This is a genomic window from Streptomyces sp. NPDC058469 (genome assembly GCF_042721125.1).
Lineage (GTDB): Bacteria > Actinomycetota > Actinomycetes > Streptomycetales > Streptomycetaceae > Streptomyces.
In genome coordinates this window covers 21846-35564 of record NZ_JBHXME010000026.1, presented here as the reverse complement: position 1 = coordinate 35564, position 13719 = coordinate 21846, and the positions used below count along the sequence as shown (strand labels likewise).

Annotated in this window: 14 protein-coding genes; 7 read left to right on the top strand and 7 right to left on the bottom strand. The window is 68.5% G+C overall.

All coding sequences use genetic code 11. The annotated features are described in order from the left end of the window. Positions 1–114: 114 nt before the first annotated feature. Entirely contained in the window at positions 115–600 is a 486-nt protein-coding gene (locus ACFWP5_RS15025; protein ID WP_033280983.1) for a MarR family transcriptional regulator, read from the top strand. A gap of 220 nt (positions 601–820) precedes the next feature. Here the strand turns inward: ACFWP5_RS15025 and ACFWP5_RS15020 are convergent, their stop codons facing one another. The 4 genes from ACFWP5_RS15020 to ACFWP5_RS15005 form a co-directional block, all read right to left on the bottom strand. After that, a complete protein-coding gene (locus ACFWP5_RS15020; protein ID WP_384155220.1) occupies positions 821–1393 on the bottom strand; it encodes a Dps family protein in 573 nt (190 codons plus the stop codon). Between the two features lie 97 nt (positions 1394–1490). Next, a complete protein-coding gene (locus ACFWP5_RS15015; protein WP_384155217.1) occupies positions 1491–3293 on the bottom strand; it encodes a thiamine pyrophosphate-requiring protein in 1803 nt (600 codons plus the stop codon). A gap of 129 nt (positions 3294–3422) precedes the next feature. After that, positions 3423–3602 (bottom strand): hypothetical protein, encoded by a 180-nt coding sequence (locus tag ACFWP5_RS15010; protein WP_384155214.1) that lies wholly within the window; start codon positions 3600–3602, stop codon positions 3423–3425. Positions 3603–3721: 119 nt separating this feature from the next. Further along, entirely contained in the window at positions 3722–4549 is an 828-nt protein-coding gene (locus tag ACFWP5_RS15005; protein ID WP_384155212.1) for an alpha/beta fold hydrolase, read from the bottom strand. Between the two features lie 241 nt (positions 4550–4790). Between ACFWP5_RS15005 and ACFWP5_RS15000 the strand changes: the two genes are divergently transcribed. After that, the gene (locus tag ACFWP5_RS15000) at positions 4791–5687 is read left to right on the top strand and encodes an alpha/beta fold hydrolase (protein ID WP_384155209.1); all 897 of its coding nucleotides are present in this window, start codon (positions 4791–4793) and stop codon (positions 5685–5687) included. Here the strand turns inward: ACFWP5_RS15000 and ACFWP5_RS14995 are convergent. Continuing rightward, entirely contained in the window at positions 5647–6774 is a 1128-nt protein-coding gene (locus ACFWP5_RS14995) for a hypothetical protein (protein ID WP_384155206.1), read from the bottom strand. The genes ACFWP5_RS15000 and ACFWP5_RS14995 overlap by 41 nt on opposite strands. Before the next feature lie 51 nt (positions 6775–6825). Continuing rightward, a complete protein-coding gene (locus ACFWP5_RS14990; RefSeq protein WP_384155203.1) occupies positions 6826–8235 on the bottom strand; it encodes a hypothetical protein in 1410 nt (469 codons plus the stop codon). 226 nt (positions 8236–8461) lie between these two features. On the opposite strand from ACFWP5_RS14990, the gene ACFWP5_RS14985 reads away from it, so the two are divergent. The 3 genes from ACFWP5_RS14985 (at position 8462) to ACFWP5_RS14975 (ending at position 11726) form a co-directional block, all read left to right on the top strand. Beyond that, entirely contained in the window at positions 8462–9142 is a 681-nt protein-coding gene (locus ACFWP5_RS14985) for a response regulator transcription factor (RefSeq protein ID WP_384155200.1), read from the top strand. Continuing rightward, positions 9129–10604 (top strand): sensor histidine kinase, encoded by a 1476-nt coding sequence (locus ACFWP5_RS14980; protein ID WP_384155197.1) that lies wholly within the window; start codon positions 9129–9131, stop codon positions 10602–10604. Before ACFWP5_RS14985 ends, ACFWP5_RS14980 begins: the two co-directional genes overlap by 14 nt. A gap of 378 nt (positions 10605–10982) precedes the next feature. Further along, the gene (locus tag ACFWP5_RS14975; RefSeq protein ID WP_384155194.1) at positions 10983–11726 is read left to right on the top strand and encodes a class I SAM-dependent methyltransferase; all 744 of its coding nucleotides are present in this window, start codon (positions 10983–10985) and stop codon (positions 11724–11726) included. A 60-nt stretch (positions 11727–11786) separates the two neighbouring features. On the opposite strand, the gene ACFWP5_RS14970 is transcribed toward ACFWP5_RS14975, so the two are convergent. Next, positions 11787–12278 carry an ATP-binding protein gene (locus ACFWP5_RS14970; RefSeq protein ID WP_384155191.1) on the bottom strand — a complete coding sequence of 164 codons (492 nt, stop codon included), beginning with the start codon at positions 12276–12278 and terminating at the stop codon, positions 11787–11789. A 184-nt stretch (positions 12279–12462) separates the two neighbouring features. Between ACFWP5_RS14970 and ACFWP5_RS14965 the strand changes: the two genes are divergently transcribed. Both ACFWP5_RS14965 and ACFWP5_RS14960 read left to right on the top strand, forming a co-directional pair. After that, on the top strand, positions 12463–12825 hold the full coding sequence (locus ACFWP5_RS14965; protein ID WP_384155188.1) for an STAS domain-containing protein: 363 nt from the start codon (positions 12463–12465) through the stop codon (positions 12823–12825). Between the two features lie 78 nt (positions 12826–12903). Beyond that, positions 12904–13698, top strand: a complete 795-nt coding sequence (locus ACFWP5_RS14960) for a maleylpyruvate isomerase family mycothiol-dependent enzyme (RefSeq protein ID WP_384155185.1) — start codon at positions 12904–12906, stop codon at positions 13696–13698. The last annotated feature ends 21 nt before the right edge of the window (positions 13699–13719 follow it).

The window sequence follows — 13719 nt, the reverse complement described above, 5'->3', positions numbered from 1 at the left end:
GCGTCGTCCGCCCTGCGGTGGGCCGTACGGCCCCGGAGCCGCGTGTCGTCTCGTCCATCCGTGTCCGTCGCGCGTGCCTAGTAGGCTGGGGTCCGTCCCTGTGCCTGCGAGAGTGTGACCGTGACGTCCTTCCACCCCCGCCCCGAACCCGACGAGGTCGCGCGCGTCACCTCTACGGCCGCGGAACTGCTGGAAGTCCTGTGGGGGCGCGCCTCGACGGCGCCCGCGTCCGCCTCGCAGCTGCGTGTGCTGTTCATCCTGGAACACCATGAGGGCATCAATCTGCGCACCCTCGCCGACCATCTCGCCTCGACACCGCCGTCGACCAGCCGACTGTGCGACCGTCTGCAGGCCGCCGGCTTCGTCGACCGCGAGGTGAGCCCCACGGACCGGCGCGAGGTGCGCCTGTACCTCAGCAGCCTGGGGCGGTCCTTCCTGTCGGACCTGCGGGCCCGGCGCGAGGAGGCGCTGGGGGCGGTGCTGGAGCAGATGCCGGCCGCCGGGCGCAGCGCGCTCCTCACCGGCCTGGAGGCGTTCTGTGCGGTGGCCGCGGCGCAGATACACGACCACGACGACTCCTCCGGCAGCCGTACCGCCTGACCGAGCCGTCCGACAGCCGCCGACTCGGCGGCTGTCTGCTGTTCGTGGCCGGCGCACGGAGTGGCCCCCGCCGACCGGGACATCCCAGATCCTTCCCCCTGCTGCGACGACACCCGCTACTTTCTTGCCTCATGGCCATAGTTGTCAAACGGCAAGTTTCGCGGGTGCCTGTGCCGACACGCGGTCGAGCAGGGGAAGTTCGGTGGAGGCTCCGGGCCGGTCAGCCGAGTTCGGCGCCCTTCGCGGCCGCCTCGGACTCGGAGTGCGCGTCACCGGTGGCGAGCGTGCCGCCCGCGCTCTCCAGGTGCGCCCGCACGAACCACTGGAACTGCTCCAGGTCGCGCAGCTGCTCGATCAGCAGGTCCTCGGTGGCGGGGTCGATCTCGCCCGCCTCCTTGATCCCGGCCCGGACGTCCTCGATCAGCCCCGTGTAGACGAGGTTGAGCGCGCCGAGGTGGGCGATGGCGTCGGCCCGGCCGATGGAGTAGTCGTCCCAGGTGCGCTCGGCCACCAGCGCGCCCGGCGTGCCCGGCGCGACCCCGCCGAGCGCGGCGATGCGCTCGGCCACGTCGTCGGCCATCTCGCGCACCCGGTCGACCTGCGGGTCGATCATTTCGTGTACGGCGATGAAGTGCGGCCCGACGACGTTCCAGTGCACGTGCTTCAACGTCAGGTGGAGATCGTTCAGCGAGTGGAGCCGCAGTCGCAGCATGCCGATCAGTCGGCCGGCGGCCTCGCGCCGGATACCGGGAACGGTGTACTTCGGGGTCAGGTCCTTGATCTCCTTGGTCATGGTTCACCTCAGGTCACTCGGTAGGGCGTGCGGTTCCTTACCTGCTCACGGGTGCCCACGTCTGACACGGTCAGACATCCCGTCCCTGCGTGGTACGTCACGAATGACCCGCGTGCCCTCCGCCCGGCAGGAGATCCTGGATCTTCGCCTTGAACCCCTGCCTCACCACGGCAGCGCGATCACTGTCGCCCTTGAGGACGGAGGACGCCGTGGCCTCGATCTGCTCCAGGGTGGAGTGCGGCGGAATGGGCGGTACGGCGGGGTCGGTCACGAAGTCCAGCACGCACGGCCGGTCGGCCGCCAGCGCGCTCTCCCAGGCGCCGGTCACCTCCTCCGGCCTCTCCACACGGATACCGGTCAGGCCCAGGGAACGGGCGAAGTCGGCGTAGGCCACGTCCGGGATCGACTGCGAGGGCAGGAACTGCGGGGCGCCCTCCATGGCACGCATCTCCCACGTCACCTGGTTCAGATCCCGGTTGTTGAGGACGGCGACGATCAGCCGCGGATCAGCCCACTCCTGCCAGTACTTGGCCACGGTGATCAGCTCGGCCATGCCGTTCATCTGCATCGCCCCGTCCCCGACCAGCGCGATGGCCGGCCGGTCACCGTGCGCGAACTTCGCACCGATGGCATACGGCACACCCGCACCCATCGTGGCGAGCGTGCCCGACAGCGAGCCGCGCATCGCACCGCCCAACTTCAGGTGCCGGGCATACCAGTTGGCGGCCGAACCGGAGTCGGCGGACAGGATCACATCGTCCGGGAGCAGACCGCTCAGCGCGTGCACGACGTGCTCGGGGTTGACCGGATCGGCCTCGACGGCGGCCCGCCGCTCCATGACCTCCCACCAACGGGCCACATTGGCCTCGATCTTGACCCGCCATGCCGGGTCCTCCAGCTGCTCCAGCAGCGGCAGCAGCCGACGCAGCGTCGCGGCGGCGTCACCGACGAGATTCACCTCGAAGGGATAACGCAGCCCCACCATGTGCGGATCGATGTCGATCTGCACGCCCCGTGCCTTGCCGAACTTCGGCAGGAACTGCGAGTAGGGGAACGACGAGCCGATCACCAGCAACGAGTCGCACTCACGCATCATTTCGTACGACGGCCGGGTCCCCAACAGCCCGATCGCACCGGTGACATAGGGCAGGTCGTCGTCCAACGCGTCCTTCCCGAGCAGCGCTTTGGCGACCCCGGCACCGAGCCGGTCGGCCACCGCCTTCACCTCCGCACGGGCACCCCGCGCCCCCTGCCCGATCAAGATGGCCGTCTTTCCACCGGAGTTGAGCACATCGGCGGCCCGCCGCAGATCGTCGTCGTCCGGCACCGCCGTGTAGTGCGGCATGCCCAGACTGGACGGCACCATCTTGAAGGCGTGCTCCGGCGGCGAGTAGTCGAGTTCCTGGACGTCCAACGGGATGATCACCGCGGTCACCGAGCGGCGCGCCATGGCGGTGCGCAGCGCCCGGTCGAGGACGTTCGGCAACTGCTCGGGGACCGTGACCATCTCGCAGAAGTCGGAGGCGACGTCCTTGTAGAGGCTCAGCAGGTCGACCTCCTGCTGGTAACTGCCGCCCATGGCACTGCGGTTGGTCTGTCCGACGATCGCGACGACCGGAACGTGGTCGAGCTTCGCGTCGTAGAGGCCGTTGAGGAGATGAATGGCGCCGGGGCCCGAAGTGGCGGCGCACACGCCGACCTTGCCGGAGAACTTGGCGTAGCCGACGGCCTCGAACGCGGACATCTCCTCGTGCCGCGACTGGACGAAGCGGGGGGTGTCGTCCGCGCGGCCCCAGGCGGCGAGCAGACCGTTGATGCCGTCGCCCGGGTAGGCGAAGACGTGCGTGACGTCCCACTCGCGCAATCGCTGGAGAACGTAGTCGGAGACCTTGGTGGACATGGGCGGAGTCCTTCCGGTGGGGGGTGTCCGTCCGGTACGGGCCTACGGGTGCCCCCGATCGGTACGGACCTACGGGTACCCCGGAAGTCGACTTCTGGCCCGTTCTCCGGCCCCTGTTCCTCCGACTCGTCAGTCGTCTCCCCTGACGATGTTGCCCTCGGTGAGTGTCTGCGGGGGCGGTGTCACGCTGTTGTCATCGACGGGTGGGATACAGGTGCGTACGGCCTTCCCGCCGCCGTGACGGGCCTTCGCCCAGCCCGTCTCGGGCGGCAGATGCAGGTCTTCCTTCTTGACGGTGCGCGCGGTCACAGCGCTTCAACTTCTCTCTCTGCGTCAGAAATGTACGGTCCCTTGAGCTGTCCGTTCGGGTCCCCTTTGGGCACGGAATCAAACGCCGTCGGGCGGACTCGGCGCGAGGACCGTGGCGATCAACTCCGGGCGAAGTCGAGGAGATCGGCGTTGAACCGCTCGGCGAATTTGGGCACCATCGCCAAGCCGTGCGGAGCGCCTGGGTAGACCTTGTAGATCGCGTCCTTGACGAGCTTCGACGATTTGTCGCCAGAGGCCACGATGGGAACGATCTGGTCGTCGTCGCCGTGCACGATCAAGGTGGGGACGTCGATCTTCTTGAGGTCCTCGGTGAGGTCGGTCTCGGAGAATGCCTTGACGCAGTCATAAGCGCCCTTGATTCCCACGGTCATGCTCCAGAGCCAGAACTCGTCACGGGTTCCCTGGGTGACGGTCGAGTCGTCCCGGTTGGCGCCGAAGAACGCGGCGCTGAGATCTTTGTAGAACTGCGAACGGTCCGTCTCCACGCCACTACGGATCTCGTCGAAGACCTCGATCGGCAGCCCTTCCGGGTTCGCGTCCGTCTTGAGCATGAGCGGTGGGATCGCCCCGAGCAGAACGGCCTTGGCGACTCGGCCGGAACCGTGCCGGCCGATGTAACGGGTGACCTCACCACCGCCGGTCGAGTGCCCGACCAGGATCACGTCGCGGAGATCCAGGGCTTCGATGACCGACGCCAGGTCGTCGGCGTACGTGTCGAGGTCGTTGCCGTCCCAGGGCTGACCGGAACGACCGCCCCCGCGCCGGTCATGAGCTACGGCCCGGAAGCCTTTGTCGGCCATCAACTTCAGTTGGGGATCCCACGCGTCGGCGGTCAGCGGCCAGCCGTGGGAGAAGACGACGGGCTGCCCCGATCCCCAGTCCTTGTAGAAGATCTGCGTGTCGTCCGTGGTCGTGGCGAAGGGCATGGCTTTTTCCTCCCGAAATGATCGAACTGTTTGAGTACGTCACACGGAGAATCGACGGCAAAGGGTCAGCGGCGAGAGGCGACCGGAATGAGCACGTCGACCACAACACTCTAGGCGAGGCCAGGAACTTCCGCGTGTCGAGCGAATTCCCGGCCGCTTCCACCGTAACCCGGGGGTCGGGCGAAAAGCGTCAGACCGTGGTTCGATCTCTCTCGCCCGTGCGATGGCTACCGTTTCGGTCATGCCAGAACTGACAGCACGGAACGTCGGCCCCTTCGGAATCGAGATCGCCTACGAACGTTTCGGTGACCCCGAGGCTCCGCCGGTCCTCCTGATCATGGGAGCGGGCGCCCAGATGATCAACTGGCCGGAGGAGTTCTGCCAGATGCTGGTCGACCGGGGTCTGCACGTGATCCGCTTCGACAGCCGCGACGCCGGCCGCTCGACCCACTTCCGCGACGCGCCCGTGCCGGACCTTCCGGCGGCCCTGGCCGGCGACCTCTCCACGGCGTCCTACACACTCTCCGACCTGGCGGCCGACACCGTAGGTCTGCTCGACGCGCTCGGCCTCACCGGCGTCCACCTCGTCGGCTCCTCGATGGGCGGGATGGTCGCCCAGATGATCGCGATCGAGTACCCGGAGCGGGCCCGCTCGCTCACCTCGATGATGTCCACGACCGGCGAGCGCGGCGTCGGGGAGGCCGACTTCTCCGTGTTCGCCGAACTGGGAGCACCACGGCAGGACCGGGAGGCCTTCGTCGGGTGGCAGGTGCGCGCCCTGCGGCTCGCCGCGTCACCGGGCTTCGCGTTCGACGCGACCGCGGCGGCGGAGCGGGCCGGACGCGTCTTCGACCGGGGCTACGACGCCCTCGGCATCCAGCGTCAGGGCCTCGCGGTGATGGCCACGGGCGACCGTACCGAACGGCTGCGGTCACTGCGGGTGCCCACACTGGTCGTGCACGGCGCCGACGACATCGTGTGCGACGTCAGCGGCGGTCGCGCCACGGCCGCCGCCGTCCCGGACGCCGACCTGGTGATCCTGGGGGGAATGGGCCACAGCCTTCCGCAGGAACTGTGGCCCGAACTCGCCAACCACATCAGCGAGTTCGTCCACCACGTCGAGAGGGTGAGAGTGTGACCGACGGGCCCTGACCCCGGTCCACGTCGCCACGTGCCCACTGCGCGGCCCGGACAGTTCCCTCCTTGATGTCCTGCTGGGGGAGTTGAAGGCCGAGTGAGACCTCCAGAGCGTGGAAGTACAGCTCGAAGTCGTGGAACAGATCGGGGTGGTCCAGTTCGGCGTGGCGCAAAGCCCGGTTGAGGAAGTCGAGTTGGCCGCCCCGGTAGTAGGGGGCTCGGCCCCGCTTGTACCAGATCAACTCCAGCACGCCCCGGTCGTCGTCGACGCGACGGCTGTCGCGTACGTAGTCGAAGGTGTAGATGGCCTTCGCGGAGGTGGCGGTCAGCCGCACGGTCTGCGTGACTCCGAGTCGGGCGAGAGCGGCGCTGTCGGCCCGGATGCCGGCTGGTGTGTCGTGGTACATCAGAAACGCCCAACCGCCCGCATCCCCGAAGCAGCAGGTCTGCCAGTCGATCTCCCAGTGTTGGCGGCCGGGGTCGTCCTTGTCGCGCAGATCCAACAGGCGTGTCCCGGTGGCGACTTGTTCCGGGTCGGCTCCGTGGAGCAGAGCGATCTGCTCGGCACTGACGTCCTCGCCGCGGAAGAAGGCGAGGGTGGTGTAGGGGTCCTGGTCGCGCCATCCGTGGGCGATCCAGGCGAAGCGCTCCAGCGGGTCACGTCCACACGGCCGCGCCGGCCGCGTACCGTCCATGTCGCTCGTGCCGCCGTCGCGGAATCTGCTTCCCCACGCGGGGTTGATCCGGTCGAGCAACTCGGCCTGCCCGCTGACCAGATTGACGGCGGGCCCGTGGTCGGGGGAGTGGGCCACGATGTGGTCGGCGAGATCATGCACCGCTTGCTCCGCGACGAAGTACAGGACCTGATCGTGGTCCTGGGTGGCGAAGAACTCCCAGTGGGGATCGCGGTATCCGCGCACGGTGCCGTCCTCGTCCAGGACGAGGAAGAGGCCACCGGGGTCGCTCACACGCTGCGTGTACTGGTCCCGCGATGTGCCTGTGGGCGGGAACATGGCGTCGTCGAGCAGGCCGGAGCCCGCCGCTATGGTGTGCCACACGCGTTTGAGTGTGTGCTCCGTTGTCTGCATGGGCGTCAGTATGCAAGGGGGTACTACCACGTTCGCCGACCGGGTCTCCCTTCAACTGGCCGGACAGGCACGGTAGTTGCGGACGTAGACCGTGACGCGGGCCCCGGTCGCACGAGTTGTTCCGCCCTCACGGAAACAACGCTTCAAGGTCCTTGTCTTCGCCTCCTCTTGGGCGTTCGTGTCGGAGTGCGCGCCCTCCGCATCACGGACCGCGACGATCCGGCTGAATCGCAGAATGCGTGCCGGTATGTCGCGGGCGGGAACCTCGATTCCGGCGAGGGTGTTCGAGGCGATCGGGGGCTGTGCCAGGGCGAGATCCGTGAGGGATCGGATGTCTTCCGGGGTGGCTTCCGTCCAGACCCGGTGCCGGCCCGGCAGGTAGAGAAGTCCGTCGCCCGGACGACCTGCGTGCCGTACGGCGTTGCCGATGGCGATCACGTCGTCGTGCCGGCTTTGGGGTGTTCTCAGATAGAGGGTGGCGGGGAGGAGTGCGGCGAGTACCGCGAGGGCCGCGATCCATGAAGTCAGGGAGTGCGATCGCCGCCTGTGGAGATGATCGATGCCGGCGCCCAGCAGCAATGCGAAGCCGACAGTTCCGTAGAGAACGTATCGGTCGACGAAAAGGGGCTTGAGTGGTGAAAGGAGGAGAAGTAGCAGGCCGGGGAGTACGAGAATGGGGACGGCCAGGGCGGGAAGTTGTATCGAGCCTTGGATATTCGAGGGAAGGCGGCTTCGGGCATTCGTGGGAATTCGGGCGCATGTCACGCCCACGATTGCCATCGCCGCGAATCCCAGAAACTGCACGGGGTCGGGCCAGGTGATCCAGGAGACCTGTGCGGACTGTCCCGAGCTGCGGATGGCCAGCGGCAGCAGTCCGGTCGCGACGCATGCGGCCGTCATGCTCCACGCCCTGCGTACGGGACGTGGGGAACCGGAGACGAGCAAGGTGGCGCCGTGCGCGGGCAGGGCGAGGACGGCGAACTCGTGGAGCAGGCAGGCGAGGAGCAGGGTGGAGCCGTAGGCCATCCATCGCCACCAGGTGGGACGTGCGACGCAGGCGACGAGGGCGTAGGTCGCCCCAGTGACCAGGGCGCACACCATGGCGTAGGAGCGGCCTTCTTGTGTGTACTGCTGGATTTGCGGAATGAGGGGGAACAGCGTGCCCGCCAGTAGTCCGGCACGCGGTCCTGTGAGGCGTAGTCCGAGAAGTCCGACTCCGGCCGCTGCCATGGACATCGCTGTCACCGACGGCAGTCGCAGGGTCAGCAGGCCGCCGCCGGCGAGGCCGTAGATCTCGTGCATGACGGCGTAGTAGAAGGCGTGGACGAGATCTACGTGTTGGGTGGTGCGCCACATCTGGGTCAGGTCGCGGTGTGCCAGCTGAAAGGTGACGGACTCGTCGCCCCACATGCTGTTCTGCCGGCGGATTCCCCAAAGCCCGAGAGCGAATGTCACTGCCATCGGCACCACGGCCACAAAGGCCTTGGTGTGGAATGGGGAACGGGTGCTGAAGAGCTGAGCGGATTTTGGCGAGTGCGATGCTTGTTGACGGACGGTACTGATCTCGAACGGCCTCTCAGGGGAAACGAAAGAGCCGTCAGAGTGCCCGGCCTCCGCTGACCGGAGGCTGATCGAACCTGATCGCGGGATCAGGAAGTGGTTCGGGGACTGTGCGACGCTGCACGTCATGCGCATCTTGGTGATCGAGGACGAGATCGATCTCGCTCGTACCCTGCACACCGGTCTCACCGCCGAGGGCTACAGCGTCGATCTCGCGCACGATGGCCGACAGGGGCTGTGGATGGCCCGGACCGGCGAATACGCTCTCGTCGTACTGGACTTGATGCTGCCCGGACTCAACGGTTACAAGGTGTGCGCCGAGTTGCGCCGTGAGGGCGTCACGACTCCGATTCTGGTGCTCACGGCGAAGGACGGAGAGTGGGATCAGGCCGAGGCCCTCGACACCGGGGCCGACGACTATCTGGCCAAGCCCTTCTCCTACGTGGTGCTCGTCGCGCGGCTACGGGCCCTTGCGCGACGTGCCCCGACGACCGCGCCGCCCGTCCTCGCCGTGGGCGACCTCTCGGTGGATGTCGCGGCCCGCGTCTGCCGGCGGGCCGGAACCCGGGTGGACCTCACGCCCCGCGAGTTCGCCGTACTGGAACTGCTGGCCCGCCGGGCGGGGCAGCCGGTCTCGAAGGCCGACCTGTTGCATCACGCGTGGCCCGACGAGGCATGGGATCCCAACCTGGTGGAGGCACGTGTCAGTTCGCTGCGCAAGAAGGTGGACGCCGCGTTCGAGCGGCGGTCGCTGCAGACCGTGCGGGGTATCGGCTACCGGTTGGTGGACGACCGTGAACGCGCCTGAATCGCGGCGCCGTTGGCGACCGCGTTCGGTACGGGCCCGCGCCGCCCTGGCCGCCGCCTCGGCTGCCGCAGTCGTCCTAGTGGCCATCGGCTGGTGGCTCCACCGTGACGTGTACCGCCAGAGCATGGACACCACCGAAGCGCAGGCGCAGGAACAACTCTGGTCCCTCGTCGGTCAGTTGCACCAGGGCATCGCCCCCGGCGACAGAAGCGCCCTGCCCTACGAGATCGTCGCCACCGGCCGACGCTCCGCTGTCGCCCACGACTCCACGATGGACGGCTTCGACTCCGACACCCGGCATGTACTGCCCGCGCCGCCGACGTCCGGGCCGTTCGAGGCGTGGAACATCCGCACCGTCCGCATGCCCGCCCGGCACGACGACACGTACGGCAGCGCCGACTTGGCCGGCCGGACCTTCCGGGCGATGACCGCCGACGTCAAGGCGAGCGAACTCGACCACACCAAGGCCGCGGCCTTGGGCATCGCCGACGACGCCAAGCTGCGGGTCTACGTCGTCCTCACCCCGCACGCAGCCGAGGCGGTCGTGACGACCGCCGACGGCCTGCTGCTGCGCGCCGGGATCGCCGGTCTGCTCCTGATCGCCGCCGTGGCTTACACCGCAACCAGGCTCGCCCTACGGCCCGTCGAGGCCATCCGCGCCCGTACCGCGTCGGTGACCGCGACCGACCCCCGCGAACGCGTCGACGTCCCCGACACGGGCGACGAGATCGCCGCCCTGGCCACCACCATCAACGCCACCCTTCAGCGCCTCGACGACGCCGCCGCCCGGCAACGCCGCTTCGTCGCCGACGCCGCCCACGAACTCCGCAGTCCCCTCACCACGTTGCTGGCCAGCCTGGAGGTCGCGCTCGCCTATCCCGACCACACCGACTGGCCTGCCGCGACCACCACCGCCGTACGACAGACCCGCCGCCTGCAGGCTCTCGCCGAGGACCTCCTCCTGCTGGCCCGGTTGGACGCCCGGGTCCCGGCAACCAGGCCTGCCACGGTCGACCCCGCAGCTCTCGCCACGCGACTGACCGAGCAATACCAGCTCGCCGAGGGGCAGTTGACCCTTGACTGTGACAGCACCGGTTCCGCTCTCGTCCACGGCGACCGGAACGAGCTGGAGCGGTTGTTGCGCAACCTCGTCGACAACGCCCTCCGTCATGCCGCGGACCGTGTTGTGATCACCGTTCGGGATGAGGGTAGTTGGGTGGTGATGACGGTGCACGACGACGGTCCGGGCGTGCCCGCCGAGGACGCCGAGCGCATCTTCGAACGCTTCACGCGGCTCGACGACGCCCGTTCACGCGATGCCGGTGGGAGTGGCCTGGGGCTCGCCATCGCCCGCGACCTCGCTCGGTGTCACCAGGGGACGCTCAGCCTCACGGGCCGGGCGCCCGGCGCGAGTTTTGTGCTGCGGCTGCCCCGGGTGTCGGACCTTGGCGGGGAGGAGTGAGGGTTCTTCCACGGGTGACCTGGTTCAGGAGTCGCGCGACGGGAGATGCCCTGCGGTCGAGAGTCGCCGCACGGAGCCCAGAGCCTGCGACGATGACGCTGCAGCCCGCCCAGGTGGCTCCGGACAGCCGCCGCCTGGTTTCCGGTCTCTCGATTCAGTCGTCGACCAGCACGACCCGGTCTCCCGGCCCCGACGACGCACGCTGGAGCCGCAAGGTGTGCCGAAGGCGCCGGTAGTCGGCAGACGACCGACGCGCGACCTTGTCACCCGGGAAGAGACCCTCGGCCTTCCGGACAGGAACGAAACCCACCCAAGAACCCGAGCCCGCAGTGGGAAATTCGTTGGACAACACATCGTCCGCCAGCGAGCGTTGGCGGAATGCGACAGGAGACGATCTGGGGCGCTGACGTTGCCCAGCGGTACGACACGCCCGGCACCGGTATGTTCGCGCCCGGCACTCTGGGGCCGGCCGTGGACCGCCTCGTGCATCTCGCGGGGGACGGGGCGGCGCTTGAGTTCGCCGTCGGGACCGGCCGGGTCGCCGTGCCTCTCGCCGAGCGCGGCGTCTCTGTCACCGGTATCGAGTTGTCGGTGCCGATGGTGGAGCAACTGCGAACCAAGGCCGACGAGGCGACGATCCCCGTGATCATCGGTGACATGGCGACCACCGTCGCCCCCGGGACGTACAGCCTGGTCTATCTCGTCTACAACACGATCTCGAACCTGCTCACCCAGGCCGAGCAGGTCGAGTGTTTCCGAAATGCCGCCCGCCATCTCACGCCGGGTGGGCGGTTCGTGATCGAACTCGGGGTGCCCGACTTGCGCAGACTCCCGCCGGGGCAGACGGCCGCTGTCTGGCAGACCGACGCCGACTACATCGGCCTGGACACCTATGACGTCCTGCGCCAGCACATCGTGTCGCACCACTTCCGGTTCGACGAGACCGAACAGGCCCAGCTGCACCGTAGCCCGCACCGCTACATCTGGCCGGCCGAACTCGATCTCATGGCCCAGCTGGCCGGGTTCGAGCTGGAGAGCAGGCACGAGGACTGGTCCGGCGGCGACTTCACCGCCGAATCGCGTTCTCATGTCTCCGTCTATCGAGTGCCGCCGACGCCGTAGTCGCCTCAACTAGGCGGTGCCATGCGGTACTTGTGTCTCGCCGTCGGCTACCCGGAGGGCTCACGCCTGCGGCGCGCTGTCACCCGTGCCGGTGCCGGCGTCGTCCGGGGCGTCCGTCAAAGGGATGCGGGCGGTGATGCGTTTGCCGACGGGTTCGCGCTGCGCTTCGAAGCCTCGCGCTACGGCCCGCACGATCTCCAGGCCGTGCTGCCCCACCCGTTGGGCGTCAGCGGCACGGGCTACCGGCAGCACCGGGTCGGAGTCCCACACCTCCACCTCGACGAGGGCATCGACGATCCGTAGATCCATCAGCACCGGGCCGGGCGCGTACTTACGGGCGTTGGTGACCAACTCGCTGACGACCAGCTGTGTGAGATCCATGGCACGGGCCGACACCGGCAACCCGTACTCGACCTGCGCCCGGGCAAGGAACGTCGCGGCCAGCCGGCGGGCCTCGGCGATGCATGAGCCGTCCCCGTCCAACGCCACGGTGGACCGTAGGGCCCGGGCCTGCGGCGCTGCGTCGTCGTCCTCCGAGGAATCTGGTTCCATCCGGATCGTTTCACCGCCTTCCGCGTTCCCCGCGCATACCCCGTGAAGCAACGCGCACTCCGTCAATGTCTGTCGGTTCCACCGGACGGCTCCACCGGACACAAGCATCAACCGTACGATGCGGGGCAGCACTTCGGATGAAAATCCTGATCCGTAGCGCTCGCCGACTTGTGTATGAGGACTGATGGTGGACACCGAACACGCGGGACAGCCGGGGCGGTTGTCGGTCAGGACCGATGTCGTCGACGGCACCTTGGTCGTAGCTGTCGCCGGAGAGATCGACCAGGAGACAGGAGGCTCACTGAGGGAGGTGCTGGAGCTACCGGAGGACGTCGCACCGCGCGTCGTCATCGACCTGCGCCACGTCACCTTCATGGACTCCAGCGGCATCAACATTCTCATCGCCGTGCACACCCGGCTCGCGGAGGCGGGCGGTTGGCTGCGCCTGGCCGGGGCCGCCCCACCCGTGCTGCGCGTCATCCAACTCGTCGGTATCGACGGATTCATCGACTGCCACCCGTCGGTCCAACAAGCCCTCGAAAGCTGACCGTTGGGGAGATCTGACTGTCGGGCCGGTCGTGAAACTCGTTGGCGGGTGGTCGGAGCACGGTGATAGACACTCCGCGTGACAGAGATCTTGGAGTTCCCCGCCCTGCTGCGGCTGATCGACGAACGGTCGGTCGCGTTCCGGGCCGCGGTCGCCTCCGCGCCGAGCCTCGACGTACAGGTGCCGACCTGCCCGGAGTGGACGCTGCGGGATCTGGTGCAGCACCTGGGCGGCGTGCAGCGCCGTTGGGCCGGAATCGTCACCGCGGGGCCCACCGACACCGGCCCGGCCGGGACCGCTGCACAGGTCGGCTCGGAAGCGCCGCGGGAGCGCGCGGCCCTGCTGGCCTGGTCGGCCGAGTCCACGGAGCAACTCCTGGGCGCACTGCGGGAGGTCGGCCCGGACCGTGGCTGCTGGACGTGGTGGAGCGGGTCGCAGTCTCCGCAGACCTCCGGTGCCGTGGCCCGGCACCAGGTCCAGGAGGCCTCGGTGCACACCTACGACGCCCAGACCACCCTCGGTGCCCCGCGGCCGCTGCCGGACGAGGCGGCGCTCGACGGTGTCGACGAGTTCCTGTCCACCTGCTGCGCCGGGACTGACCCCTGGCCGCATGAGCCCGCTGTTGTCGACTACCAGGCCACCGAGGGCCGTTCCTGGCGCCTCTCGCTCTCCGCCGACGGCGCACGGGTCACCGAACTCCCCGCGCCCGCCACCGGCGTCGGCGAGGCCCCGGACGCGGCCGGCGCCACCCTCCGGGGCACGGCCGGTGAGCTGGTCCTCGCTCTGTACGCCCGTATCCCGGTGAACTCCCTGAAGGTGGACGGCGACCCACGCCTCTTCGACCGGCTCCTGGCCTGGGACCCGAGCGCGTAGGACGTGCCGACGCGGGCTGCC